Below are 25,868 nucleotides of genomic sequence, written 5' to 3' on the forward strand. Positions count from 1 at the left end.
CCCTCCTCATCTACATGCCTCGGAGCCCGCAATGGATCTCGATCTGGACAGACTCAACGCAGAATTCGCCAACCAGCCACAAAAGCTGGTCGAGTGGGCAATCGGCCTGGGCAAACCAGCGATCTGCACCACCAACTTCCGCCCGTTCGAAGCGGTGATTCTGCACATGGTCAGCCAGGCCAAAGCCGATATTCCGATTGTGTGGATGGATAGCGGTTACAACACCGAGGCGACCTACAAGTTCGCCGATGAGGTCACCAAGCAGCTCGGCCTCAACCTGATCACCTACCTGCCCAAGCGCAGCCGCGCTCACCGCGAGGCCATAGACGGCCCGACGCCAGGCCTGGACGATCCGCGCCACGCTGCCTTCACCGAAGAAGTGAAACTGGAGCCTTTCGCCCGCGCCCTGCGCGAAACAGCGCCAAGCGTCTGGTTCACAGCTCTGCGGGCTACCGATACCGCCGTTCGCGCACAGATGCAGCCGGTGAGCATCAACCCGGATGGCCTTATCAAGGTCGCCCCGCTGCTGCACTGGTCCTCCAAGGATCTTTATCAGTACCTGACCGCCCACGGCCTGCCGAACAACTTTGACTACTTCGACCCGACCAAGGGCGAAGACAACCGGGAATGCGGCCTGCACCTGAGCCACTGATCCCGAACCAATAAGAATGGCGCCTCTTGGCGCCATTTTTCGTTTCTGCTGCGTCGATCAGTGCAGCGGCAACTTCACATCCTTGAACAACTCTTCGAGCTCGACCTTGTTGTGGCACTGCACGGCCTTGGCCAGCACATCACGGGTCAGGTGCGGAGCGAATGTCTCGATGAAGTCGCACATGAAGCCACGCAAGAAAGTGCCACGGCGGAAGCCGATGCGGGTCACGCTGGACTCGAACAGCTCGCTGGCATCGAGCACCACCAGATCAGGATCCAGCTTCGGATCGACCGCCATCCCCGCAACGATCCCCACGCCCAGACCAAGGCGCACGTAGGTTTTGATCACGTCGGCATCGACGGCGGTGAATACCACCTTGGGCGTCAGCCCGCGATGACTAAAGGCTTCGTCGAGCTTGGAGCGGCCGGTAAAGCCGAAGGTGTAGGTGACGATTTCGTGCTCGGCCAGCGCTTCGAGCGTCAGCTTCGGCAGCTTGCTCAGCGGATGGCCTTGAGGAACGATCACACAGCGATTCCAGCGATAGCACGGCATCATCACTAGGTCGTTATAGAGCTCCAAACCTTCGGTCGCGATGGCGAAGTCGACGGTGCCATCGGCGGCCATCTCGGCGATCTGCGTTGGCGTACCCTGGTGCATGTGCAGCGCGACATCCGGATACTGCTTGATGAAGCTGCTGATCACCGGCGGCAGCGCATAACGCGCCTGGGTATGGGTGGTGGCAATCGACAGCGTGCCCTTCTTCTCGTTGGAGAATTCCTGAGCGATCTGCTTGATGCTTTCGACCTTGCGCAAGATCTCCCCTGCGGTGGTGATGATGCGCTCACCGGCAGGCGTGACGCGGGTCAGGTGCTTGCCGCTACGGGCGAAGACTTCGACGCCCAGCTCATCCTCAAGCAGGCGGATCTGTTTGCTGATACCAGGCTGCGAGGTATAGAGGCTTTGCGCCGTGGCGGAAACGTTGAGGTCATGATGCGCGACTTCCCAGATGTAGCGCAGTTGCTGAAGCTTCATATATATCCCTCAAAGCGTATAGGCCGCCGCCTGATCGTCGATCAGCTATATAACCATATTAATGGTAGAGGCGGTACATATAGATTCTTTATCTGGGTAGAGTCACTTCATTCGTGACGGGATCGATGCTGCAGCATGGGTACCAGATAAACCGGCACATCGCACAGCTGCAGCAATCGAGCGGCGGTGCGACCCATGGGCACTTCAAGCGCTGCACCATGGCTATGACTGCCTACGACCAATAAATCCACCCCGAGTTTCTGGGTCTCCTCGAGAATCGAAATCGGCGGATCACCGCGCAACACGCTGACCGAGCCGATCAGCTCGAGATCCTCACGGTTGTCGCCCAGTTCGTCACGAAACCCCTCGAGCACACGCATTTCAATATTGTTCATCACCGTTTCCAGCCCGGTACTACGCAACTCCTTTAGGCGTACTTCATCAACGTAGGTTTGCAGCACCGACTCGGCAAACAGCCCCATTGGCTCCACCACATGCACCACATGCAAGCGCGCCTTGAAACTGCGCGCCATTGCCAGGGCGTGCTGCAGAACATAAGGCGCATACAAACCAAGATCTGTAGCGTAGAGAATCGAACGAATCATGCGGCCTCCTCAACTGCCGGCGCGGCGGGGCCTGGAATCAGCTTAGCAGCGCCTTTAAAAAGCGGCCGTTTATGATGACTCGCAGATATCGCCAGCAAAACTCGAGAGACTTGTGAGGGCGCGAAAGCCGTACAGGATCAGATCAAGGAAGCTCGTCAGGAACTCTCTCAAACGCTTCGGCCAGTGCTTCCTGAAGCTCTAATGCAGTGAGACGGCTATGCAGCGCACCGAGAAACTCGCCATCGTGCACCACAAAGAAGGCCGGCAACCGCAAGACTTCATAGCGCTGCACCAGGCCATAGTTGTCGCCAGCATCGATCCACGCCAATCGCTCGATTGGCAACGCCATATGCGCCAGCTGCTTGCGCGCGTAGCGGCACGCAGCGCAACCCTGGCTGGTAAAGATCACCAGCGAGGTGCCACGCAGACTCATCAATTGCCGATCGGCATCAAAATCTGTCAATTCCAATTGCGTCGTTATACTCGGCAAGGCAATATCAATCTGATGGCAACTGGAGTGGTCGTTCATGCGTCGCTTTCTTCGTCATAGCAGTAATCTGCCCGTGGAGTTGAGGCTACGTCGCCATCTGCCCAGCGCCAGCCAACGCCTCGACAATATCAGTCTCGGCGGTGCTGCGTGCCATTCAAATCACCCGCTGCCGCAAGGCACGCCCGTTGTGCTGCATATCCCGGTACTCGGTGAGCAGATAGCCTGCCACGGGCAAGTCGCCTGGTGCGCTCAGCAATCTGAAAGCTATCTGCTCGGCGTCACCTTCAGTGAACAAACGCCCGAGCTGCGCGCCCATATGGTCGAGCAAGTCTGCAATCTCGAACACTATCGCAGGCATCGCGAGCTACAGGCCGGCCAAGCACTGCCGCTTGAGCTCGTTGCTAAGGAATGGCGTGAGCAGCGACTGGCCATCTTTAGTCCATCGCGACCTTAAATATCATTGTCTAGGCGGGCGCTAACGCGCTAAGGTTCGGCTTCCCCGCTGTGCCCATACTGCTGTGCCCGCTGCACGGGGATCGCTGGCGGCCGGCTCCCGTGACCCGATGACCCACCTGATGAAAAGCACGATAGCTGAATTACCGATCAACGACCTGAACGTCGCCTCCAATGAAACGCTGATCACCCCCGAACAGATCAAGCTCGAGATCCCGCTGACCGAGAGCGCGCAGCGCACCGTAGCAGCAGGCCGCCAGGTGGTGCGCGACATCCTCGACGGCAAGGATCACCGCCTGTTCGTCGTCGTTGGTCCCTGTTCCATCCATGACATCAAAGCTGCCCACGAATACGCCGAACGCCTGAAAGTGCTGGCGGCGGAAGTGTCTGACACGCTTTATCTGGTCATGCGCGTGTACTTCGAGAAGCCGCGCACCACCGTGGGCTGGAAAGGCCTGATCAACGATCCGTACCTGGATGACTCCTTCAAGATCCAGGACGGCCTGCACATCGGTCGCAAGCTCTTGCTCGATCTCGCGGAAATGGGCCTGCCCACCGCTACCGAAGCGCTGGACCCGATTTCGCCGCAGTACCTGCAGGACCTGATCAGCTGGTCCGCAATCGGCGCGCGCACCACCGAATCGCAGACTCACCGGGAAATGGCCTCGGGCCTCTCCTCCGCTGTTGGCTTCAAGAACGGTACCGATGGCGGCCTAACGGTAGCCATCAATGCCCTGCAGTCGGTTTCCAGCCCGCATCGCTTCCTCGGTATCAATCAGCAAGGCGGCGTGTCGATCGTGACAACCAAGGGCAACGCCTACGGTCACGTGGTACTGCGCGGCGGCAACGGCAAGCCGAACTACGATTCGGTTAGCGTGGCGATTTGTGAGCAGGAACTGAAAAAGGCCGCGATCAAGCCAAATATCATGGTCGATTGCAGCCATGCCAACTCCAACAAGGATCCGGCGCTGCAGCCTCTGGTCATGGAAAACGTCGCCAATCAGATTCTCGAAGGCAACCAGTCGATCGTCGGCCTGATGGTCGAGAGTCATCTGGGCTGGGGTAGCCAGTCGATCCCCAAAGACCTCTCTCAGCTCAAGTACGGGGTATCGATCACCGATGCATGCATCGACTGGGAAAGCACCGAGAAGACCCTGCGCGGCATGCACGCCAAGCTCAAGAATGTGCTGCCCAAGCGCCAGCGCGGCTAAGGTAACTGCCATAAAAAACGCCGAGCATATGCTCGGCGTTTTTGGTGCGGCTAACACACTATTCCTGGTCAGGGGCCCCTTCAGTGCGCTCCATGTAACGCTCTACATAGGAGCAGGAAGCGATCACGGTGTAGCCCATGCGGTCAGCGTAATCGAGTGCGGTTTTAGTCAGCGCTGCTGCGATGCCGCGACCACGCAGCGAGTTAGGCACGAAGGTGCGATAGATATCCAGCGTCTGCTTGCCCAGATCCATGTAGGAGAGATAAGCGCGATCACCATCCACTGTGGTCTCGAACTGGTGACCGGCAAGGTCATGATGAATGGACAGTGGCTCGCTCATTACTACTCCTCTCGATTGGGCCAGACACGACATCCCTCGGCAGGGCCTGCGTACATCCGGTAACAATAGGATATAAAGCCATTGTGCACGGCAAAGGGCAAGGCAAAATCCCTATGCTTGGAAATTGAACATCGCTTCACGAGAAAGTCATTTCTCGAATCAACGAATCATCCGGCTTTCATCGGTCAATGCACACGAAGATTCGGTAGTAGAGCGTTAATTTTTAGAGAAAAAAATCGGAACCCTTGCCTGCTGTCCGTTTACTTACTAAAAGTTACAGGTAGTATGTACGCCGGTCATTTTCCGGGTTCGGGAAAGGGCTTCATTAAAAGCAAAAACTTACCCTAAGGGGAACACGATGAACAACGTTCTGAAATTCTCTGCTCTGGCTCTGGCCGCAGTTCTGGCTACCGGTTGCAGCAGCGTCACCAAAGAAACTGAAGCTCGTCTGACTGCTACCGAAGACGCAGCTGCTCGTGCTCAAGCCCGTGCCGACGAAGCCTATCGCAAGGCTGACGAAGCAATGGCTGCTGCTCAGAAGGCTCAGCAAACTGCTGACGAAGCCAACGAGCGCGCTCTGCGTATGCTGGAAAAAGCCAGCCGCAAGTAATAGCGACTGTTGGAAAAGCCGGCTCTTGAGCCGGCTTTTTTTATGCCTGCAGGTTTATGACTGCGCAAAAAACACGACGCCTTTACAGACGTCGTTCACCCTACTCTCACAACGCTGGTTTCAAAGCGTGGGAGATTGCGCCTGGATGACTGCATCACGCGGCGAGGCAATCTCCACTGGCAGACCATCGTGTGCTGCAACCACCTCACGCACCACATCCCAGTCGAGCGTATCTGCACTCAGATCGCTGCGCTTGATGAGTGCATTGACGACTTCGGTGTGATGATCAACGGCTGGAGCATCTTCCTCGCCAAGCGGCGTATGCGCTTCCAGGTAAACCTTGCCGCCACTCACGCCAAATTTGTAGGGCTCATTGACGATGCGTACCGGCGTACCGACCGGCACCTTGTCGGCCAGCTCAAGTACGTTGTTGTTGAGCATGCGGAAGCAACCATGGCTGACCCGCATGCCGATGCCGAACTTCTTGTTCGAGCCATGAATCAGGTAACCCGGCACCGACAACGACATTTTGTAGGGGCCAAGCGGATTATCCGGGCCTGGCGGCACGTAACTCGGCAGCGGATCCCCGTCGGCGGCGTGCTCTTCACGAATCGACTGCGGTGGGTACCAGCCCGGATTTGGCGTCTTGGCGGTGATGCGCGCTTCGGTTACCGGCGAGCTCCAGCCTTCGCGGCCGATACCCAGCGGATAGGTGTAGACGACGTTCTGGCCCTTCGGGAAGTAGTAAAGACGATACTCGGCCAGGTTGATCACGATGCCTTCGCGCGGGCCTGACGGCAGGATGTATCGAGTCGGCAGCACGATGTCGGTGCCTGCCCCCGGCAGCCACGCATCGACGCCTGGGTTGGCCGCGACCATTTCAAGATAGCCCAGATCGTTTGCGGTGCCGATATCGGCGAAGGTGTCTTCGTAACGCGCCTTGATCACCTTGATCTCGCCGACGATATCCTCACCGGGAGGCGGCAGTGGCAACTCCAGTGCAGCAGCGGAACCTGCCACACAAGCAACACACAACGACAGACAGCGGACAAGAGCTGAAACGCGCGGCGACATGCAGAAAACCTTCAAGGTGTTATGAGGATAGGGATTGATTGTATACCGTGGCGCATGTCAACGCCCCGGCCACGCAGGGCGCTCACCGCGCCGCTGGGCATCGAGCGTTGCCAGGCAGGCACGGCATAGCCGTCGATCCTGCAGTATAGGCCGCTCCAGATCACGCCAGAGCGGCTGCGCAGGCAGCAGGCCGCCACATAAGGTGCGGTCAGCATAGCCACCAAGCTCCAGCTGACGAGCGACCAGATGCACCTTCACCTCACGACAGGCGAACAGATCCAGCTGCTCGTCCGGTTCGATCAGTTGGTAAGCGTACAGAGACCAGCCGGGTCGCAACATTGAGGGCTCCAGAGCGGGGGCGCCACATTAGCCGAAACACCGTCAGCGGAAAAGCCCGTCACAGTAATGGTTTGAGCGTTGGCCAGACATTCTCGAGCAGCAGCGGCTGGGCCTCTACAGCGGGATGCACGCCATCGTCCTGCATCAGCTTATCGACACCACCCACGCCCTCCAGCAGGAAGGGAACCAGCGGCACATTCTTGTCCGCAGCTAGCTCGTCATAGACCCTGGCAAAAGCCGTGGTGTAGCGCTCGCCATAATTAGGCGGAATGCGCATGCCCAGCAGCAGCACCTTGGCTCCGGCGCTGCGCGACGCGTCGATCATGGCGGCAAGATTCTGTTGCAATTGGCTGGGCGGCAGGCCGCGCAGGCCATCATTGCCACCGAGCTCGACAATCACCAGATCCGGCTGGTGCTCGGAGAGCAGCGCAGGCAGGCGCGCGGCCCCGCCGGCACTGGTGTCGCCACTGATCGAGGCGTTGACTACCTGATGCTCAAAGCCTTCATCTCGCAGGCGCTCATCGAGCAGCTGAACCCAACCCTGGCGGGTATCCATGCCAAAAGCCGCGCTGATACTATCGCCGACGACCAACACGGTCCCCGCCTGCGCCATCTGCCCTACCAGCAGCAGGCCGAGCACGGCCCCTTTCCATATCGCACGCATCGGATTCCTCATGAGCTCTAGCATTCTGTCTGCGCAGAACCTTAACAAAGTGGTCTCCAGCGCGGAAGGCGAGTTGATCATCCTTCATGACCTGTCGCTGGAGTTGGAGAAAGGCGGCAGCCTGGCCATTGTTGGCAGCTCGGGCTCCGGTAAATCCACCCTGCTCGGCTTGCTCGCCGGGCTTGATCTACCGAGCAACGGCCGCATTCTGCTGGCGGGTAATGACCTGGGTAGCCTGGATGAAGACGCGCGCGCCCGGGTGCGCGCCGAGCATGTGGGTTTCGTGTTCCAGTCATTCCAACTGCTCGACAGCCTCAATGCCTTGGAAAACGTCATGCTTCCCCTCGAGCTTGAAGGCCGCAGCGATGCCCGCCAGCGTGCCACCGAGCTGCTCGAACGCGTTGGCCTTGGCGCCCGCCTGACCCACACCCCACGCCAGCTCTCCGGCGGCGAGCAACAGCGGGTCGCCATCGCAAGGGCGTTCGCCGCTGAGCCTGACGTGTTATTCGCCGATGAACCAACCGGCAATCTGGACACCCACACCGGCGAGCGCATCAGCGATCTGCTGTTCGAGCTCAATGAGGAGCGAGGCGCGACCTTGGTATTGGTCACCCATGACGAGCGCCTGGCCGCTCGCTGCCAGCGCATCATCCGTCTGGAGGCTGGCCACCTTGTGCCATCGGTGAACGCCTGATGAGAAACCTGTCCTTTTTCAGCCTGCTGTCACTCGCGGGCCGGCAACTGCTGCGCGACGCGCGCTCCGGCGAGCTGCGCGTGCTGTTCTTCGCCCTATTGATCGCGGTCGCCTCCAGCACCGCCATCGGCTATTTCGGCGCTCGACTCAATGAAGGCATGAGCCTGCGCGCCACCGAGTTTCTCGGTGCCGACCTGATTCTCAGGGGCAGCGCGCCCGCCAGCGCCGAGCAGATCGATGCCGGCACCGAGCGCGGGCTGGAACACGCGCAAGTCGTCGAATTCTCCAGCGTGATCGCCACCGACGCTGGCATTCAGCTGGCCAGTGTCAAAGCGGCCGGTAACGGCTATCCATTGCGCGGCCAACTCAAGAGCGCCAGCGAGCCCTACGCAGAGGAGGCCGTCAGCGCCGGGCCACAGCCAGGCGAAGTATGGGCCGAGGCCCGCCTGCTGGTGGCGCTGGATTTGAAAACCGGCGACCAGATCGAAGTCGGCGCCAAGAAGCTGCGTCTTACGAGGGTGCTGACCTACCTGCCGGATGAAGCCGGCGATTTCTACAGCCTCACACCCCATGTGTTGATGCACCTCGATGACCTGCCGGCAACCCGCGTGGTGCAGCCGGGCAGCCGTGTGCGCTACATCGAGCAATGGAACGGGCCGAGCGATACCTTGGCCAGTTACCGGCAAGCCATCGAACCGGGCCTTGCGGCCAATCAACGCTTCGATGACGCCCGCGATGGCAGCCGCCGTGTAGGTGGCGCTCTAGATCGCGCCGAGCGCTACCTCAACCTGGCAAGTCTCGCCGCCGTGCTGCTGGCCGGTGTAGCCGTGGCGTTGTCGGCAGCGCGGTTTGCCAGCCGGCGCTTCGATGCCAGTGCCCTGCTACGCTGCCTCGGCCTGTCTCGCCGGCAAGCTTTGAGCCTGTTTAGCCTGCAATTGGCGATTCTTGGCCTGCTCGCCAGTTTTGCCGGGGCCATGCTCGGCTGGCTCGCTCAACAGACGCTGTTTTATCTGCTGCAAGGCTTGTTACCAACCCAGATTCCCGCCGGCGGCCTGTGGCCCGCGCTGGCGGGCATCGCTACCGGGCTGGTAGCGCTAGCGGGTTTTGCATTGCCACCGCTGGCGGCACTGGGCCGTGTTCCGCCACTGCGTGTACTGCGCCGCGACATGCTGCCAGTCCCGGCCAGCTCCTGGCTGGTATACGGCGCGGCGTTGCTTGCGCTGGGGCTGATCATGTGGCGCCTGAGCCTGGACCTGGCATTGACACTGGCCTTGCTCGGCGGCGGCCTGATCACCGCCCTGCTGCTCGGCGGCCTGTTATTGCTCGGCCTGCAGAGCCTGCGTCGGTTGTTGGCACGCGCTTCGTTGCCGTGGCGGCTCGGCCTTGGCCAACTCCTGCGTAGGCCCCTCGCGGCCGCTGGGCAGTCCCTGGCATTTGGCTTGATTCTGCTGGCAATGGCGCTTATCGCGCTGCTACGCGGCGAGCTGCTGGATAACTGGCAGGAGCAGCTCCCGGCCGATGCGCCCAATCATTTCGCCCTGAACATCCTGCCAGCCGAGCGCGATGCGTTCGCCGAACGCCTGGCACAGCTTTCCCCACACCCGGCGCCGCTCTATCCGGTAGTGCCGGGGCGCCTGACCCAGGTCAACGGTGATCCGGTTGCTCAGTACGTCAGCGAGGACTCGCGCGGCGAGCGCGCGGTACGTCGCGACCTGAGCCTGACTTGGAGCGCCGACCTGCCCGACGGCAACACGCTTACTGCAGGCCAATGGTGGACAGGCGGGCAAACCGGGCAATTGCCTGGCGTATCGATAGAAGACGAGCTGGCGAAGAGTCTGCATCTCAAGCTCGGCGACCGGCTGACCTTCAATGTCGGCGGCGTCGATCGGGAAGCGGTGGTAAGCAATCTGCGCAAGGTGGACTGGAACAACTTCCAACCCAACTTCTTCATGATTTTCGAGCCAGGCACCCTCAAGGATCTGCCGGTCACCTACCTGACCAGTTTCTACCTGCCGCCGCAGCACGAGCGGCAGCTGGTGGAGCTGTCGCGGGCGTTCCCGTCGGTCTCCCTGCTCCAGGTTGAGGCGCTGCTCAATCAACTGCGCAGCATTCTTGCCCAGGTCACCATCGCTATCGAGTTCGTCCTGCTGTTCGTGCTCGCGGCCGGCCTTGCGGTGTTATTCGCCGGGTTGCAATCAACCCTGGATGAGCGCATCCACCAGGGCGCCTTGCTGCGCGCACTGGGCGCCGAACGCAAACTACTCGTTAGCGCTAGGCGCGCCGAATTCGGCCTACTGGGCGCCGCCAGCGGCCTGCTGGCGGCGCTGGGCTGCGAGCTGGTGAGCTTCCTGATCTACCGCTACGCCTTCCAGCTAGATTGGCAACCGCACCCCTGGCTGCTTGTGCTGCCACTGATCGGTGCGTTGCTGGTCGGCATCGCCGGCGTATTCGGCACCCGACGCGCTCTGAACGCCAGCCCACTCACCGTACTGCGCGAGGGTTGATAAACTGCGCACCCGCAATAGACCGAGCCCAGCATGAGCCGATACCGCCCTCCCCGCGCCGCGGGCACGCCCCTGATCACCCCGCAAGGCGAGGCGCGCTTGCGCGCTGAATTGCACGAGCTCTGGCACGTGCGCCGGCCCGAGGTGACCCGCTCGGTCAGCGAAGCTGCAGCCCAGGGTGATCGCTCAGAGAATGCGGAGTACACCTATGGCAAGAAAATGCTGCGCGAAATCGACAGTCGCGTGCGGTTTCTGACCAAGCGCCTGGAAAAGCTCAAGGTGGTCGACACGCGGCCGAGCGACCCGGAAAAAGTGTATTTCGGCGCCTGGGTCACCGTGGAGGACGAAGACGGCAATGAAGCACGCTACCGCATCGTCGGCCCCGACGAGCTCGACCTCAAACTGAACCTGATCAGCATCGATTCACCCTTGGCGCGAGCGCTGATCGGCAAGGGCCTGGACGCAGAAGTACGGGTACAGACGCCGACCGGCGACAAGTACTGGTACATCATCGCCATCGACTACCCATAAGCACCGCTCAGCGCAGGGTGATCAGCCCTTGCCGGGCAATGCGCGTCAGCTGGCCGAGTGCCTCTGCGCTTGGGCGCTGCAGAACCGCGAAATCGAAACTGTCATTGGCGAAGCGCTTTAGCAACTCACCTTCCTCGGCAAACTGCACGAGAAAAGCGCGCTGGCCTTCGCGACGGCCGGGCCAGCCATCGAGATAACGTAGCAGCGTCGGCTGATGAGTACCACACAGCAAAATGCGCGGATTGCGCCGAGCTAGCCGGGTGGTGATAGGAACGATACGAATTTGCGCAGCCTGGGAACAGGTCATGGTGCTTGTCTCCGCCTCGGAAATCCCGCTGGGCAGCGGTGAGAGGCAACACCGAACCAGCGCTTTAGCGGAATTTCGAGATTCGTTAAGAACCCCTGAGGCGCCCCGCAAGTAGCTGTCTAAATCGGCGCAAGCGGCAATCCTAGAGAGTTGCGGATCGTCCTGTCAATAACGAAAAAGCCCGCATTAGCGGGCTTTTTGCTACGTGCGGCGGTTAGCCGGCAATGCGTTTATCCAGAGACAGACGGCCTGCACCATCGACCAACAGCGCCAGCGTGGCAGCCATCAAAGCCAGCGCGAACTCGTAACCGTTGTTGCTCATAAAGAAGCCATTGCCGATGTGCACGGAGAAGATCGCTACCACCAACGTGAAGGTCAGCACTGCCGCTGCCGGGCGCACCAGCAAGCCAATGATCAGCGCCAGGCCACCAAAGAACTCGGCGCTACCGGCCAGCAATGCCATCAGGTAACCCGGCGCTAGGCCGATGCTTTCCATCCACTGCGCCACACCCGCCAGACCATAACCGCCGAACCAGCCGAACAGCTTTTGCGAGCCATGGGCTGCGAACGTGATGCCAACCAGCACCCGCAGGATTGTCAGGCCGTAGCCCGCACGAGTGGTTGCCAGAGATTTAATGAGAGCGATCATGGGGCGAGTCCTTTGCTGCGTGAGTGAGATGGCGCCATATTAATTTATTAATTAAATATGAATACCGAATAAAGCCGCTCAAACAAATCAGATTTATCGATTATTTGCGCATACTCACTTTTTGCTGTGAAGGCTCTAGGGAATAGCGTTCACGCGCGTAGGCCAGGTAGTACTTATTGACAGCGTTGACGTAACTGACAACGCCCATCCCCAGCTCTTCCATGGCCACGCGCTCTACCTGAAAGAACCACTGATCCGGGTTGAGGCCGCGCCGCCGCGCTTCGGCGCGCAGGCTTTGTACGCGTTGCGGCCCCAGATTGTAGCCGGCAAGCACGAACGCCATGCGCTCGCGCTCGTTGAGCCGCGGGCTGTTGAAGAAGCCGCGCCGAATCTTGGCCAGGTACTTGGCGCTGGCCTGGACGTTGTTCTCGACCCGGGAAATATCACTGATTCCAACGCTGCGCGCCGCTGCCGGGGTAATCTGCATCAGCCCGGTCGCTCCACTGCTGCCACGTGCCGCTGGGTTGAGCGTTGACTCCTTGAATGCCAGAGCGGCCAGCGCCAGCCAGTCGAAATCATTCTGCTCGGCATAGCGCTGCAGTACCGGGCGCACGCGCTCCAGGCGCTGGCGCTCGGCGCGCCCCATGGGCGAATGCACCTTATAGAGGCGCCGGTAGACACGCTGGAAAGCCGCGTCCTGATCGTCCGGCACCCGGTAGCCTTCCAGGAAACGGTCGACACTGGCACTGAGCATCGGCGCGTCGCGGCGCATGTACCAACGCATGTCGCCCTGATCATCGAGCACCAGATGCCGGTCGATACGCAACTTGGGCATCACCTTCGCCCAACGCTCGGCGATATGCAGCTCGACAGCGGTGAAATCGAAAATGCCGGCCTGGACCATTTCCAGCACGTCTTCGACTGCCAGGGTTGGGTCCACCCACTCGACCACGATAGGTTTCAGCTTGCGCGCTTCGAGCTTGCTGTTAATGTCGTGCAGCGCGTCCTTGGCGATGCTGCCGACTGGCAGCGACAGGCTGCGCCCGGCCAACTGCTCCAGGCGCTGATAACGTCGATTGCCCTGGCGCGCGACAATCACTACCGGTACATCGCGGCGGATCGCCTCACTGGCGAGTACGTTGCCGCCACCCTGGCTGCTGAGCAGCTCACCAGGCGCGACCAAGTCACCTTCACCACGCTGCAAGGCCGCGAGCAATTGGTCTTTGGCTTTAGGGATGACTTTAAGGCGCACACTGCGGCCATCACGGCCATTGCGATTGAGGTACTGCTCAAGTGCACGCAAGCGCTGGTATTCGACACCGATGCTCTGCCCTTTGACCTCACCCGAGCTATTGCGGCTCTGGTTGACCAACACCCGCAGCTCACCGCTCTTGCGAATACCCGGCAGATCCCGTGCTGCCGCCGGGTTGATGACCTCCACCGGGCCGGCGATACGCGCCACTGCCGGCAACGGCAGCGAGAGCAGCAGGCACAGGATAAAGAGGACGCGCAATGTCGATGCTCCGGTAGCGGAAACAGGCTGATAGCCGGGACGGGTGAAGCAAGAGTGGGCGCGGAGAGTCGCACGCTCGCCGACCTCACGCCAACAGTTGTTTATTTACTTCACGATTCGGCCACAAGTTTTTGTAATTGTTGGCTTTTTATTAGCAATAAGAAGCTCTGTTATGCTGCGCCTCTTCAGTTCCACAGGGTCACACCATGCAACTCATCGACATCGGCGTCAATCTGACCCACGCGAGCTTCGACGAACAGCGCCCGGCATTGCTCGAGCGCGCGTTCAAGGCGGGCGTATGCCAACTGGTGCTGACTGGCACCAGCCTGGCCGAAAGCGATCATGCGCTGAGCCTGTGCCGGCAGTTGGACAAGCACGGTGATCGGCTGTTCAGCACCGCCGGCGTGCACCCTCATGACGCCCGAAACTGGAATAGCGACGACAGCAAACGCCTGCGGGCAATCCTCGCCGAGCCCCAGGTGAAGGCAGTGGGAGAATGTGGCCTGGATTTCAATCGCGACTTTTCACCGCGCCCGCTGCAAGAGAAAGCGCTGGAGGAGCAGTTGAGCCTGGCGGCTGATTTGCAGATGCCGGTGTTTCTGCATGAACGCGATGCTCACCCACGCTTCGTGCAGATAGTGCGCGATTACCGTGATCGTCTACCAGCTGCCGTGGTGCATTGCTTCACTGGCGAAAAGCGTGCGCTGTTCGACTACCTGGACTTGGATCTGCACATCGGTATCACCGGCTGGATCTGCGATGAGCGTCGCGGTGCTCATCTGCACCCTTTGGTCAGGGAAATCCCCGTCGGCCGCCTGATGCTGGAAAGTGACGCGCCCTACCTGCTGCCGCGCAGCCTGCGGCCAAAACCGAAGAGCGGGCGCAATGAACCGGCATTTCTGCCTGAAGTTCTGCGTGAAGTGGCCCTGCACCGTCAGGAGTCGGTGAGCGAAGTGGCCAACCACACCACCGCCTGCGCCCGTGCTTTCTTCGGGCTACCCGTTGTAGTCGAACAGGCCAGTGACGAAGAACGTGAAAACGAGCGCAAGTCAGACTGATCGCTGCCGCTAACGGGGCGCGCCCACGGCTTCCAGACCGCTGGTGGCCGTGGAATCGGTCGCCGTTGACGCAGATCAAGCGATGTTTTTTTGCTCATGAAAAAATGATGGCGCCTTGCTAGCATTCCATTCATGTCGAGAGCAAAAAAACATGCCCGTCTGGATTCGCGATATTCCCCTGAAACACAAGTTCTGGGCGGTCAACGCCGTCGCCTTCTTCACCACCCTGCTCCTGGTTCTGTTCGCCATGCTTCAGGAACAGGACACCTTCGCCAGAGCGGCACAAGCAGACGCACAGAAGCGGGCGCAACTGGTTGCAGCCTGGCCGGCAGCGCAGCCTGTGCCGAACGCAGCGGGGCTGATCACCTTCAAGGCTGATGAAGCACCACGCCTGCCTGGCGGAATCAATGCTAAGTCACTGGGCAATGGCCGTGGCTGGATCGCCCTCGATCACGACGCTGTGTTCGGCAGCGATCCCCTGCTCGGCGTGCAAATCGTCGAGCGTAACGGCGAGCAGCGCGTCGCCATACCGGCTTACGGTCGAAGCCTGGCGCAGGTATTTGGCGAGCGGGCCGGCAGCTACGCCCTGGCAGTTGCGGTGCTGATGCTTGCACTGCTGGCAGCTTCGCAATTGCTCATCCGCTTTCTGCTTACCCACCTCAACACCCTGAAAGACGTGATGCTGCATGTCGAAAAGAACGGCGACCTGTCGGCACGCGTGCCCTTGCAGAGCCGCGACGAAGTCGGGCAGATGGCCGGCGCCTTCAATGCCATGCAGGAGGGTTATCAACGGGTGGTCGGCGCAGTTATCCAAGCCGCCTCGCAGCTCGATGACGGCACCGCACGCCTGGCGCAAAGCATGAAGGATGTGCGCAAAGGCATGCTCGGCCAGCAGAGTGAAACCGATCAGGCCGCTACCGCCATTAACGAGATGTCGACCACCGTTCACCACATCGCCGAACATGCGGCTACTACCCGCGACCAATCGCAGGCGGCTGATCAGCTCGCCGGCGCTGGCCAGGCCGTGGTGAGCCGCGTGGTCTATTCGATCACCGGGCTTTCCACTGGTGTTCAGCAAACGGCGACCATGATCGAACAGGTGGCAGCCGACAGCCAGAAGATCAGCAGCGTGGTGAACGTGATTCACGGCATCGCCGAGCAGACCAACCTGTTGGCGCTCAATGCAGCCATCGAAGCGGCGCGCGCCGGCGAAATGGGTCGTGGCTTCGCGGTAGTGGCCGATGAGGTGCGTAATCTGGCCAAACGAGTGCAGGACTCCACCGACGAGATCACCAGCATGATCGGTACGCTGCAGGCAGGCACCCGCGATGCCGTTGAGTTCATGCAGGAGAGCACGCTCAAAGCCGATGATTGTGTGCGTGCAGCCAATGAGGCCGGCGAGGCACTGGTCGCCATCACCGGCGCGGTGGCGCTGATGCGCGAGAGCAACACGCAGATCGCCGTGGCGGCTGAACAGCAGAGCCTGGTGGCTGAAGAAATGACCCGCTCGGTAATCGGCATCCGCGACGTCACCGAGCGGACTGTGCAGCAAACGCTGGAGTCAGCCACCACCAGCAGCCAACTGGCCGAGCTGGCAGGCGAGCTGTCCACGGCCATTCGCCAGCTCAAGTCCTGACCGTTATGAGCGGTGGCAGATAGCAGAAAAGCTATCTGCCATATAGCAGGGATCAATTCGCGGCCCCGCACCGGGCGCCATAGACTGGCTCCATCTGATGCAGGAGCTGACCATGAATACGCAAACCGCCCCACTCGCCCCCACCGCCGACTCGCTCGACATGCCGATGCTGGCTATCGCCCTTCCCTTGCTGCTGGTTTCCCTCGCTCTGGCAGGCAGCGGAGCTGGTCCGCTGGCGCTGACGTTGTCGGGCCTCGGCGCAATTGCTTCCTACGCGCTGGCGCGCCAGGCACTAATGGCGGGCGGTCAGTCGAAAACCGTCACCGTCTGACGGCTGATAGCGAGTAACTCCCCACCTGCACTCCACAACGTCGCCGCGATATGCCCGTAGCCGTCACGGGCATGTTCGATTTCGGCGCGATACAGGCACCACTGATCAGAAGTGACCGCGCTCAGCGGCTGGATGAATTCGATGGTCCAGGTCAATGAGCTGCCGGGCGCAGGCTTCTTGAGCAATGACAGTACTGCCGGTGGCCAGGCATCGACCAAACCCAGCAAATGAGCTTCGTCGATGGTTTTGACTCGCTCCTGCTGGCGCAAGCGCACCCAGCCGCCCATCTCGCGGGACTGACTGCTACTGAATGGCAAGCCGCCCAGCCCCCAGCGCATCGCCAGGTGCCGGGTAAACTCCGGCGTGACCTGAGAGATGTAAGGCAACTCCTGACTGTCTCCCACTGCCTTGAGCACGGGTGTGGGCTGCGCCTGAACCACGACCGAAGAAGCGCGTGGCGCACCGAAGCTGCCCTGCACGAGGGTCAACACCTGGCCATTTTGCAGCGCCCGACCGAGCACCTGGCTGACCGCCGAGCCCTCGCGCAACACCTCGGCCTCGAAGCAGATCGGCACGCCAGGCGTGACCGGCGCGACGAAGGTGATCGACAGAGACCGTGGCAGACGTTGCGCCGCCACCTTACTGCGCATCACGGCATAGACCAACGCGACGACAAGACCACCAAAAACCGTACGCCCCTGACCCCAATCCGGGGCAATCGTCAACGCCTCAGGCGTGCGCTCCACCTGCTCCAGCAACTCGAAGAAATCCATGCCCATCTCCATAAAGGTTGGCCTATGGCCAGATGCTAAGAGACTCGCTGCGCCACCGCGAGTATTTAGCAGGCGTCATTTCGGTCATTGCTGAGCAGAATACAAATAGATCACTCAAGCGCCGCCAGCAGGCGTGCCTGAATCATTTCCGCCGACTGCTCGGCGTCCTGCATGGACTGGCGCCAAGCAGGAACGAACTTTCGCAGATCAGACTCGTGCTCGGCCGTTGCCAGCCACTGCAAGTGGTCGTGCCAATCACCGAGGGCAGATTGGCCTTTTTTCAGTAGGCGCAACTGGTCGGCCTTGAAGGGTGACAAGTGCGGATAAGCCTCGGCGGTATAGCGCACGCGCTTGATCAGCAAGCGCACCTGATGACGGTCATGTTGCGGGTCGCGCAAGGCGTCGACCAACTTGCCACGCTGCTTGCGCAAATAGCGCCGCACGTTGCTTTCCAGATCATCCAGCTCACCGCTGGCTTGCTGTACCGCTAGCTCGTATGGCCACTCGTCCAGCGCCTGAAACAACGCCGGCAGCGCTCTGCTCGACAACACCAGCGAGTCGCCCTTGCGGCGCTGCACGGTGCGCCTGTCGGCGGCTGCGTGTTCACCCTGCTTGCGCAGCAGCTCGATCAATACTTCCAGATCTCGCAGCGGGCCGCTCAGGCGCCCGAGCTCGGCAGCACGCTGTTGCAACGAATCACTGCTGGCAGCGCCCTTGAGCGGCTTGAGCAGGCTGCGCAACCGGCGCAGACAAACACGCAGATCATGCAGCGCCTCACCATCGGTTTGCGCCTGCAGGCGCTCTCGACAGGCATAAAGTGCGACCTGCAAACGCAGCACTTCGCTGCGCAACTTGCCGACGAAACCACTCAATGCAGCACTCCTGGAAAACTGGTCATGGGGATCGACTCCAACGCCATGGCAGCCCGCGGCGCAGCGTCTTCAGCTGTTGGTGCAAAAGCCGCGGGGAAACGTTCTGCCCAGCATAACGCTGCGCTTCGAAAATCTGCACGAAGGTGTTGATGGCGTCGGCCTGCGCGGGCAGAACCTGACCTGCGCGCGCCGCAAAGGCACGCGGTCCTTCGCCAGCCTGGCGCGACACGCCGTGCTGAGCCAACAATTGCTCGAACCGCTGGAATACACGCAGCAACGGGTCACGCTCAACGCGCCAGGGCTTGAACAGCCACAACGATAGCAGGCCCAGCAAAAAACCACCGCCGCCGACCAGTGCGAGGATAAGACGGCTGGCATCAACCTGGCCAAACCAGCGCTGCAGCAGCTCGAACTGTTGCGCGCCCTGGTAGCCCAGCACCCAGCGCTGCCAGCCGTAATTGAGGTCATCCCAGGCCAGACGCAGCTCGTTGAGCCAGGTCAGATTGCGATAGCGCAACGGTGAAAAGGGCGAGTCAGCGAGAAAGCTCTGCTCACCTGCCAGTGCCTGTTCGAGGCCTTGTTCGATACGCTCGGGAGCGACCTGAAAGGTCGGGTCTACACTCGTCCAGCCCTTGCCCGGCTGCCAGTATTCGACCCAGGCGTGGGCGTCGAACTGGCGTACCTGCACGTAATTGCCATTGCTGCTCAGCTCACCGCCCTGGTAACCGGCCACCACTCGGCTGGGAATGCCGGCGGCGCGTAACACGAAGGTCATCGCGCCAGCGTAATGGGCACAGAAGCCGCTGCGCGTATCGAACAGAAAGCCATCGATGGAATCAGCGCCCAAAGGCGTTGGCGTCAGGGTATACACGTAGGGTTGGCGGTTGAAATGGCTGAGCAAGGCCTGGATCAGCTGTTCATCTTGCGGGTATTGGCTGCGCAGCTCAGCGGCCCAGGCACGGCTGCGTGGATCGCCCTGCTGCGGCAGACGCAGCCAGGTCTTCAGGCGCGCATCGGGCACTTGCGGCTCGCGTAAAGCCTGAGGCCAAGAGCTGACGCTGTAGAGCAGCGGCCGATCAATTGGCCGAATGCGCTGCAAGCGAAAATCACCCATCTGCCGCGTGCCCTGCAAATCGGTCTGCGCAACGTCAAGGGCGAACAACCAGGGTCGCGTGGTCGGCTGCATGACAATGCTGTAACGCTTCGCCTCGCCACGCGCTTGCCACTCGGGTGCTGGCGAAAATTGCGCAGCGGATGATTGCGACCAACGCCGGCCATCGAAGTCGTCGAGTGTCAGCGCACGCCAATAAAGCTCGTTACGCGGCGGCACCTCGCCCTCGAAACTGGCGCGGAAGGCCAGCTCGCTGGAGCGCGTCAGCTCGGCGATATCACCCGGCGCCATGCTATCGGCAAGCCCGGTGACCGCGCCGCGATCGTTTGGCACCGGCAGCGACCACAGAGGCCCCAGGCGCGGAAAGAACAGGAACAGCAGGAGCATCAGCGGCAGCGCCTGCAGCAGCAAGCTGGCCGACAGACGCAGCGTGCGCCAAGGGCGAGTCGCCGTGCCACTCTGCTGCAAGCCGATCAACGCGGCCAGCAGGGCACAAACCGGCAGCAGGCTGAAGAGCGCGACGAGGATGCTGTCATCGAATAGATACGCGGTAATCACCACGAAAAAGCCGAGGAAAATCACCACCAGCGCATCACGTCGAGTGCGCATCTCTAACAGTTTGAGCGTGAACGCGGCCACCAGCAGCACCACGCCGCCGTCCAGCCCGACCAGGGTGCCGCGGGACAGGAACACGCCGGCTGCCGCCAGGATGATCAGGCAGACTCGCACGAGGCGGCTGGGGTAGCCGGCGCGCATGCGAAATATCTGTATACGCCACAGCGCGCACGCCAGCCACAGGCCGATGGCCCACACCGGCAGATGGAACGCGTGTGGCAGGATGGCCAGCCCCTGGGCCACCAACAGCCACGTCAGACTGATACGCGGAATGCCCGACACGCTGCTCATACCTGAGCCCCGCACAACGCCAACGCACGCAGGCACTCTTCACGATGTCGCTCACCGATGGCGACCGGCAACACCTCATTCGGTAGCTGCAGGCCGAACGGTTGCTGACGCTCGCAAAGCACCAGCACCCAGTGACACAGCAACGACAGGCGACTTTCCAAATCACCACTGAGCACATCGAAATCCAGCAGCAAATCGCGGCCGCTTTGGGCAGCAAAGTCCTTGACCAGCAAACCATGGCCGCGCGAGTAAGCCTTCCAGTGCAAGCGCTTGCGAGAATCTCCCGGCTGGTAGGTGCGCAGTCCCTGAAAATCATCGCTGCCCTGCCCCTGGCTCAGTTGCCCGGCCTGCTCGTCATCCTCGCGGCCACCAGCCGCCAACGGCAATTCGCCTTCCAGCGGGCGCGGGTACACCAGCACCGCCTGGTCAAGGTCGACATGGCTCCAGGCTACCAGCAGGCCCAATGGAAAGCGGCTTTCGACCCGCAACCTGCCGGGGCGCAGCCAACCACGGCGCTGCGTTTGCTGACCCAGCTCGCACTCTGCCGAGCCCTGCGCAGCCACATCCAGCTGCTGCAACTCGGCAGGCGGCCAGCCCAGTGCGATAGCTTCATGGGCGCGGCCACGGCTCTCCAGGCGCACACGCAGGCGCGCCGACTCGCCGGCGAACACCGGCCCAGCACCGCCAGCGTGCAGCACCAACCCCGCCAGATTGCGGTAGGTGTGCAGGATGGTGACGATGAAAACCGAACCGAGCAGAAAGGTCAGCCCGTACGCCAGGCTGCTTTGATAATTGATGGCGGCCAGCAGCATGACCAACAGGGCAAAGAGGAAGGCTACGCCGACCCGGCTCGGCAGGATGAAGATCCGCCGTTGGTTGAGCTGAACACTGGCAGCGGCCGGAATGCGCTTGGCTAGCCAGCGGTTCCAGCGCTTATTGAACGCAGTCGTCAAAGCGCAGGCACTTCGCGCAGCAGCCACTGCACCAGGGCGCCACCGCCGTGCCCGGCGGGGTCTGCCTGATCACGCAAGCGGTGCCCGGCTACTGACGGCAGGACGGCCTGCACGTCCTCGGGAATCACATAATCACGTTCGGCCAACAGCGCCCAGGCCCGCGCAGCAGCCAACAGCGCCAGGCTAGCGCGTGGCGACAAGCCCCAGGCGAACTGCGGCTGGCTGCGTGTGGCCTCGACCAGACGCAGCACGTAATCGACCAGCGCATCACTGACACGCACCTTCGGTACTTCGGCCTGCAGCTTGGCCAGCTCGACATGATTGAGTACCGCATCGAGCGTCGGCAGCACCGAACGCCGCGGCTCGCCCAGCAGTAGGGCTTTTTCCGCAGCACGGGCCGGATAGCCCAGCGACAGACGCATCAGAAAGCGATCCAGCTGAGATTCGGGCAACGCGAATGTGCCGCTCTGGCTGATCGGGTTCTGGGTGGCGATAACGAAGAACGGATCGGGCAGTGGCCGGGTCGCACCTTCGATAGTGACCTGCCCCTCCTCCATGGCTTCCAGCAACGCACTCTGGCTTTTCGGCGTGGCGCGGTTGATCTCGTCTGCCAGCACCAGTTCGGCGAAGATCGGCCCGGGATGAAACAGAAACTGCCCGCTGTCCTTGTCAAACACCGAGGTGCCGAGAATATCGCCGGGCAGCAGATCGGAGGTGAACTGAATACGCTGAAAACTCAAGCCCAGCACCTTGGCCAAGGCGTGGCTAAGGGTGGTTTTGCCCATGCCGGGCAAGTCCTCGATCAGCAGGTGGCCGCGCGCCAAAAGACAGGTCAGAGCGAGGCGCACCTGCGCCTCCTTGCCGAGCAGTACCTGGTTTACGGTATCCAGGCAGGCGTCCAGTTTCGTGTGCATCGTCCACTCCTCATGCAAGTGGCTCGATGCTACTGACCTGATGGCAGCGGGCAAAGCGTTACGTAATGTTTGCTGACGAAACTGTGCGCACGCCCGTGCTTGAGCGGACAAGTTGCGACCTGGTCGTCAACTTCGACTCACAGACGAAAGTGCCCGGCCATGCCCTGCAGCTCGCGCCCAAGGGCGGCCAATTGCTGGCTGGAGCCGGCATTCTCTTCCATGGCTGCAGCGGACTGTTCACTGATGTCGCGAATCGACGTCACGCTGCGGTTGATATCTTCGGCCACTGCCGTTTGCTCCTCGGCCGCTGCAGCGATCTGCTGATTCATGCCGTGAATCACCGCAACGGCCTCAGCGATGCTGCTCAGCGCTTGCTGGGTATGCTCGGCGTCATGCACCACCTGCTCGACCAGCTCATCGCTCTGGCGCATATCCGCCACCGAACGGCCAGCTCCCGCGCGCAACACACCGAGCAGGCCGTCAATTTCCTCGGTGGATTGCTGCGTGCGCTTGGCCAGCGCGCGCACCTCATCGGCGACTACCGCGAATCCACGTCCCTGCTCTCCTGCACGCGCGGCCTCGATCGCTGCATTGAGAGCCAACAGATTAGTCTGCTGAGCCACACTCTTGATCACTTCAAGCACCGCATCGATGTGCCGCGTGTCCTGGCTCAGCTGCTCAATGCCCTGACGCGTCACCGCCATGGCGGCGACCAATTGTTCGATGCGCTGCAAGGTTTCGCGCACTACCTCGCGGCCCACGCCGACCCGCGAATCGGCCAGTGCCGTAGACGCTGCGGCCTGTTCGGCGTTTTGCGCCACCTCATGAACCGTCGCTGCCATCTGGTTGATCGCAGTTGCCACCAAATCGGTTTCTTCCTTCTGCCCATTGACGCCCTGACGGGCCTGTTCGGTAACTGATGAAAGCGTTTGTGCCGACGTGGAGAGCTGGGTAACGCCCTCCTGCAGGCGGCCAACCATGGTACGCAGGTCTCGCGACATACCCTGCATGGCCAGCAGCAGCTGGCCAATCTCATCGGTGCGCGTCACCTCGATCTCGGCGCCTAGGTCGCCGGCGGCAATACGTTGAGCAACGGCTGTCACCTGCTTAAGCGGCCGCACGATCACCCGGGTAATAATTAAGGTTGCCAGCAAGCCAACCAGCAACGCGGCGCCGGCGGCGCATAGGATCAACAGCGCGCTGGCGCGCACCAGCTTGTGCACCGCATCTTTCTGCTCGGCATAGGTATGGCCGACCAGCTCAACCACCTGACCTGCACGCTCGACCAGCTTGGCATGCTCCTGTTGTTGCTGTTTCAGCAGGTCGGTGTATTCCTTCAGACGCTCATTGAACGAGTCAATATTGCCCACCACTTCAGCGAGCACAGAGCGATACCCCGGATCACGCAGCGCGTCGCGCAGTTGCGCGGCCTGGGCCTGGGCATCGAGTGCTTCCTGGATTTTCGTATCGGGCACCTCCCCGCTGGTGCGGCTGCTTTCCAGTAGTACCCGCGCTTGCTCCAGGGCCTGCAGAAGTAGCACATGCACCTTGCCGATCTGCCCTGCCTGCGTAACGGCATCGCCGCCTTCAGTGCCCTGGCTGTCCTTAAGGGAATAAACACCGTCTTCGGCCAACCCTTCCTTGAGCAGATCAAGGCTGTTGGCAGCGCCCACTACCAGCCATTTCGCCGCATCCAGCGACAGACGCATGTTATCGCTCTGCTCCACATAGCGATCAAAGACCTCAACGTACCCGGCAACGCCTTCATCGACCTGCTGCAGCGCAACGCGCTCATCCCCGGAAACCTGCTCAAGCAGCTGCTTGACCTGTTCGCGAATGGCTTGCGCCTGCTCATGAAGACGCTGGGTTTGTGCCGCGTCGCCGCTGATGATGAAGCTCTGCTCCGTGCTGCGCATCTGCGCGACCCGATCATTGATATCGCTGAAATGTTCGAGCAGCGAGAACCTCGCGCCTACATCACGCAGAGCAAAAAAACCGGCGGCGGCCACCACCAGAGTGAGTACCAAGACGACCCCGAACCCCAACGACAATTTGACCGCGGTAGCAAGACTGGCCAGTGAGCGTAGAGAAACCATTGTCGACACTCCCGAGCTGGGCGTATGCCCTTCAGGCATCAACAGTGAAACACCTGACTGATGGCGACAAGCCAGTAATTGATCTGGAGGTATTTTTAGCTAAAGCAGCGTCGTTTTCAGATCACTGTCGGTTGTCGGAACACACCCTCCACACGAGATAGCACTTCGCTATCAAGCACGGCTCGTTGGTAGAATCGAATCGCCTACTGGCTGAAGATCACGTCGGCAGGATTCTCGACATGCCCACACCTTCTCTCAGCATTCCTCGCCTTGCCCTGGTTCTGGTCGGCCTGTTGGCAAGCGCTCAGAGTTACGCCGAGATGGCAGGCGGAGAAGTAGGCATTCGCCTGACTGTGCACAGCGCCTGTCAGGTCGACAGCAGCACTGAGCAGCAGAGCTTGCTGCTGACCAATCACGATTGCCGAGACGGCTATCGCATTCGCTACCAGAATGCCGACCTGCGAGTTGACCGCGGAGCCCTTGCGCAAGCCAGTACACGTGTGGACGAGCGCTCCCCGCGCTCGCGCATAGAGCTGTATTGGTAGGACCGTTTAAAGCGGGCGCTGCAGGTCGAAAGTATCACGCGTGCGGCTATAGGCCGTGCCGCCCAAACGCCCGACCAGATCGAGCCGCTGCGGGTCGATTCGGCCTTTCTCGTTGAGCACGTCGTCGCTGATATGCGCCAGCAGCACTTCGGCGAAAATCATGTGATGGTTCGGCTGCCCTTCGGGATAGCCCATGATCTGTGCAACCCGGCACTCGAACGCCACCGCGGCGCCCCTGACGCGAGGAGGTGCAACGCGGGTACTGGCCATCGAGTCGATCCCACAATGCACGAATTCACTGGTGCTGCGCGGTAATAACGCAGCACTGGCGTTCATTGCCTCGGAGTGCGCAAAGGACACTAGATGGATGACCAACTCGCCGGTTTCCTGGGCATTGCGCAGGGTATCTTTCAGCGCGCCGTCATCTCGAGTGCCGACGTTGACCAGCAAGGTCGCCGGCTCATCACTGATTATCTGAAAGAAGCTGAAGGGCGCGAGATTGGTCACGCCCTGCGCTGAAATGCTCGACACCCAGGCAATGGGCCTGGGTGTCACGGTTGAAGCGAGCCAGCGGTAACGATCGAGTGGGGTCAGGTCAGCGAAATCGAGCAGCATTGCAATCTCCGGGATTCAGGCTGCCCTCAGCTTAACCCAGCGCGCCCTCAACGGCCCGCTCGGGACTCACGGATATAGAAGCGAGCCTTTTCCGATTTGTTGGTGCAACCTCGATAGGCTTCAAACTGCTGCTGGGTTTTTGCCGCAGTCATCAGTGATGCTGCCTTGGAATAGCTGACGGTGCCTGCGAAGCCTTCGGCTTTGGCCAGGTCGAGTTCCTGCCAGGCAGCATCGAGTTGGGACGCACAGCTATCGCGGTAAGACGTGGTCGCTGAGCAGCCCGCCAACAGCGCAATCGGTAAGAGAATCCAGGCTTTCATGTCGCATACTCCAGAAGTTGGCCGGCAATCAGGTAACCGGTGTTGATTAAGACGATAGCCTAGAGAAAAA

At 60.9% G+C, this 25,868-nt stretch carries 29 protein-coding genes; 11 read left to right on the forward strand and 18 right to left on the reverse strand.

Annotation, left to right across the window (positions count from 1 at the left end):
- The first annotated feature begins 31 nt into the window (after positions 1–31).
- On the forward strand, positions 32–652 hold the full coding sequence (locus BUC40_RS18060; protein WP_073267566.1) for a phosphoadenosine phosphosulfate reductase domain-containing protein: 621 nt from the start codon (positions 32–34) through the stop codon (positions 650–652).
- A gap of 57 nt (positions 653–709) precedes the next feature.
- On the opposite strand, the gene cysB is transcribed toward BUC40_RS18060, so the two are convergent.
- The 3 genes from cysB to BUC40_RS18075 form a co-directional block, all read right to left on the reverse strand.
- Positions 710–1,684 (reverse strand): HTH-type transcriptional regulator CysB, encoded by a 975-nt coding sequence (cysB, locus tag BUC40_RS18065; RefSeq protein ID WP_073267567.1) that lies wholly within the window; start codon positions 1,682–1,684, stop codon positions 710–712.
- Between the two features lie 107 nt (positions 1,685–1,791).
- Complete coding sequence (locus BUC40_RS18070) at positions 1,792–2,289, reverse strand: universal stress protein (protein ID WP_073267568.1); 498 nt, start codon at positions 2,287–2,289, stop codon at positions 1,792–1,794.
- A gap of 142 nt (positions 2,290–2,431) precedes the next feature.
- Entirely contained in the window at positions 2,432–2,818 is a 387-nt protein-coding gene (locus BUC40_RS18075) for a YbbN family protein (RefSeq protein WP_073267569.1), read from the reverse strand.
- Between BUC40_RS18075 and BUC40_RS18080 the strand changes: the two genes are divergently transcribed.
- Together BUC40_RS18080 and BUC40_RS18085 are read left to right on the forward strand one after the other, a co-directional pair.
- Entirely contained in the window at positions 2,817–3,233 is a 417-nt protein-coding gene (locus BUC40_RS18080) for a PilZ domain-containing protein (RefSeq protein WP_073267570.1), read from the forward strand. The genes BUC40_RS18075 and BUC40_RS18080 overlap by 2 nt on opposite strands.
- Before the next feature lie 133 nt (positions 3,234–3,366).
- Positions 3,367–4,443, forward strand: a complete 1,077-nt coding sequence (locus tag BUC40_RS18085) for a 3-deoxy-7-phosphoheptulonate synthase (protein WP_073267629.1) — start codon at positions 3,367–3,369, stop codon at positions 4,441–4,443.
- Between the two features lie 58 nt (positions 4,444–4,501).
- Here BUC40_RS18085 and BUC40_RS18090 read toward each other — a convergent pair whose 3' ends face one another.
- Positions 4,502–4,783 (reverse strand): GNAT family N-acetyltransferase, encoded by a 282-nt coding sequence (locus tag BUC40_RS18090; RefSeq protein WP_073267571.1) that lies wholly within the window; start codon positions 4,781–4,783, stop codon positions 4,502–4,504.
- Positions 4,784–5,141: 358 nt separating this feature from the next.
- Between BUC40_RS18090 and oprI the strand changes: the two genes are divergently transcribed.
- Positions 5,142–5,393, forward strand: a complete 252-nt coding sequence (gene oprI, locus BUC40_RS18095; RefSeq protein WP_073267572.1) for an outer membrane lipoprotei OprI — start codon at positions 5,142–5,144, stop codon at positions 5,391–5,393.
- Positions 5,394–5,513: 120 nt separating this feature from the next.
- Here the strand turns inward: oprI and BUC40_RS18100 are convergent, their stop codons facing one another.
- From BUC40_RS18100 to BUC40_RS18110, 3 genes are read right to left on the reverse strand one after another with little or no spacing between them, the layout of a single operon-like run.
- On the reverse strand, positions 5,514–6,467 hold the full coding sequence (locus BUC40_RS18100; protein WP_073267573.1) for a L,D-transpeptidase family protein: 954 nt from the start codon (positions 6,465–6,467) through the stop codon (positions 5,514–5,516).
- 57 nt (positions 6,468–6,524) lie between these two features.
- Complete coding sequence (locus BUC40_RS18105; protein WP_073267574.1) at positions 6,525–6,806, reverse strand: hypothetical protein; 282 nt, start codon at positions 6,804–6,806, stop codon at positions 6,525–6,527.
- Between the two features lie 58 nt (positions 6,807–6,864).
- Positions 6,865–7,470 (reverse strand): arylesterase, encoded by a 606-nt coding sequence (locus tag BUC40_RS18110; RefSeq protein WP_073267575.1) that lies wholly within the window; start codon positions 7,468–7,470, stop codon positions 6,865–6,867.
- Positions 7,471–7,480: 10 nt separating this feature from the next.
- Between BUC40_RS18110 and BUC40_RS18115 the strand changes: the two genes are divergently transcribed.
- From BUC40_RS18115 to greB, 3 genes are read left to right on the forward strand one after another with little or no spacing between them, the layout of a single operon-like run.
- Positions 7,481–8,164, forward strand: a complete 684-nt coding sequence (locus tag BUC40_RS18115; RefSeq protein ID WP_073267576.1) for an ABC transporter ATP-binding protein — start codon at positions 7,481–7,483, stop codon at positions 8,162–8,164.
- The gene (locus BUC40_RS18120; protein WP_073267577.1) at positions 8,164–10,668 is read left to right on the forward strand and encodes an ABC transporter permease; all 2,505 of its coding nucleotides are present in this window, start codon (positions 8,164–8,166) and stop codon (positions 10,666–10,668) included. The genes BUC40_RS18115 and BUC40_RS18120 overlap by 1 nt, the downstream gene beginning before the upstream one ends.
- Before the next feature lie 33 nt (positions 10,669–10,701).
- The gene (gene greB / locus BUC40_RS18125; protein WP_073267578.1) at positions 10,702–11,199 is read left to right on the forward strand and encodes a transcription elongation factor GreB; all 498 of its coding nucleotides are present in this window, start codon (positions 10,702–10,704) and stop codon (positions 11,197–11,199) included.
- Positions 11,200–11,206: 7 nt separating this feature from the next.
- Here greB and BUC40_RS18130 read toward each other — a convergent pair whose 3' ends face one another.
- The 3 genes from BUC40_RS18130 to BUC40_RS18140 form a co-directional block, all read right to left on the reverse strand.
- Positions 11,207–11,506: a hypothetical protein gene (locus tag BUC40_RS18130; RefSeq protein ID WP_073267579.1), complete on the reverse strand. Its 300-nt coding sequence runs from the start codon at positions 11,504–11,506 to the stop codon at positions 11,207–11,209.
- Between the two features lie 214 nt (positions 11,507–11,720).
- On the reverse strand, positions 11,721–12,155 hold the full coding sequence (locus BUC40_RS18135) for a DoxX family protein (protein WP_073267580.1): 435 nt from the start codon (positions 12,153–12,155) through the stop codon (positions 11,721–11,723).
- A 100-nt stretch (positions 12,156–12,255) separates the two neighbouring features.
- Positions 12,256–13,668 (reverse strand): MltF family protein, encoded by a 1,413-nt coding sequence (locus tag BUC40_RS18140; RefSeq protein ID WP_073267581.1) that lies wholly within the window; start codon positions 13,666–13,668, stop codon positions 12,256–12,258.
- A 206-nt stretch (positions 13,669–13,874) separates the two neighbouring features.
- On the opposite strand from BUC40_RS18140, the gene BUC40_RS18145 reads away from it, so the two are divergent.
- The 3 genes from BUC40_RS18145 to BUC40_RS18155 all read left to right on the forward strand — a co-directional run bounded on the left by BUC40_RS18145 (position 13,875) and on the right by BUC40_RS18155 (position 16,693).
- Entirely contained in the window at positions 13,875–14,726 is an 852-nt protein-coding gene (locus BUC40_RS18145) for a TatD family hydrolase (protein WP_073267582.1), read from the forward strand.
- 151 nt (positions 14,727–14,877) lie between these two features.
- Positions 14,878–16,362: a methyl-accepting chemotaxis protein gene (locus BUC40_RS18150; RefSeq protein WP_073267583.1), complete on the forward strand. Its 1,485-nt coding sequence runs from the start codon at positions 14,878–14,880 to the stop codon at positions 16,360–16,362.
- A gap of 112 nt (positions 16,363–16,474) precedes the next feature.
- Positions 16,475–16,693 carry a hypothetical protein gene (locus BUC40_RS18155; RefSeq protein ID WP_139272209.1) on the forward strand — a complete coding sequence of 73 codons (219 nt, stop codon included), beginning with the start codon at positions 16,475–16,477 and terminating at the stop codon, positions 16,691–16,693.
- On the opposite strand, the gene BUC40_RS18160 is transcribed toward BUC40_RS18155, so the two are convergent.
- From BUC40_RS18160 to BUC40_RS18185, 6 genes are all read right to left on the reverse strand, one after another.
- Complete coding sequence (locus tag BUC40_RS18160) at positions 16,669–17,466, reverse strand: acyl-CoA thioesterase (protein WP_073267585.1); 798 nt, start codon at positions 17,464–17,466, stop codon at positions 16,669–16,671. The two genes, BUC40_RS18155 and BUC40_RS18160, sit on opposite strands and share 25 nt — an antisense overlap.
- 110 nt (positions 17,467–17,576) lie before the next feature.
- Positions 17,577–18,338 (reverse strand): CHAD domain-containing protein, encoded by a 762-nt coding sequence (locus tag BUC40_RS18165; protein WP_073267586.1) that lies wholly within the window; start codon positions 18,336–18,338, stop codon positions 17,577–17,579.
- A 22-nt stretch (positions 18,339–18,360) separates the two neighbouring features.
- Entirely contained in the window at positions 18,361–20,355 is a 1,995-nt protein-coding gene (locus BUC40_RS18170) for a transglutaminase TgpA family protein (protein WP_073267587.1), read from the reverse strand.
- Positions 20,352–21,308, reverse strand: coding sequence for a DUF58 domain-containing protein (locus BUC40_RS18175; protein ID WP_073267588.1), 957 nt, complete (start codon positions 21,306–21,308; stop codon positions 20,352–20,354). Before BUC40_RS18175 ends, BUC40_RS18170 begins: the two co-directional genes overlap by 4 nt.
- Entirely contained in the window at positions 21,305–22,222 is a 918-nt protein-coding gene (locus BUC40_RS18180; protein ID WP_073267589.1) for an AAA family ATPase, read from the reverse strand. The genes BUC40_RS18175 and BUC40_RS18180 overlap by 4 nt, the downstream gene beginning before the upstream one ends.
- 137 nt (positions 22,223–22,359) lie before the next feature.
- Positions 22,360–24,318 carry a methyl-accepting chemotaxis protein gene (locus tag BUC40_RS18185; protein WP_073267590.1) on the reverse strand — a complete coding sequence of 653 codons (1,959 nt, stop codon included), beginning with the start codon at positions 24,316–24,318 and terminating at the stop codon, positions 22,360–22,362.
- 239 nt (positions 24,319–24,557) lie between these two features.
- Between BUC40_RS18185 and BUC40_RS18190 the strand changes: the two genes are divergently transcribed.
- On the forward strand, positions 24,558–24,863 hold the full coding sequence (locus BUC40_RS18190) for a hypothetical protein (protein WP_073267591.1): 306 nt from the start codon (positions 24,558–24,560) through the stop codon (positions 24,861–24,863).
- A 6-nt stretch (positions 24,864–24,869) separates the two neighbouring features.
- On the opposite strand, the gene BUC40_RS18195 is transcribed toward BUC40_RS18190, so the two are convergent.
- A complete protein-coding gene (locus BUC40_RS18195; protein WP_073267592.1) occupies positions 24,870–25,478 on the reverse strand; it encodes a flavin reductase family protein in 609 nt (202 codons plus the stop codon).
- 47 nt (positions 25,479–25,525) lie between these two features.
- A complete protein-coding gene (locus BUC40_RS18200; RefSeq protein WP_073267593.1) occupies positions 25,526–25,798 on the reverse strand; it encodes a hypothetical protein in 273 nt (90 codons plus the stop codon).
- Between the last annotated feature and the right edge of the window lie 70 nt (positions 25,799–25,868).

It is taken from the genome of Phytopseudomonas punonensis (assembly GCF_900142655.1).
Lineage (GTDB): Bacteria > Pseudomonadota > Gammaproteobacteria > Pseudomonadales > Pseudomonadaceae > Aquipseudomonas > Aquipseudomonas punonensis.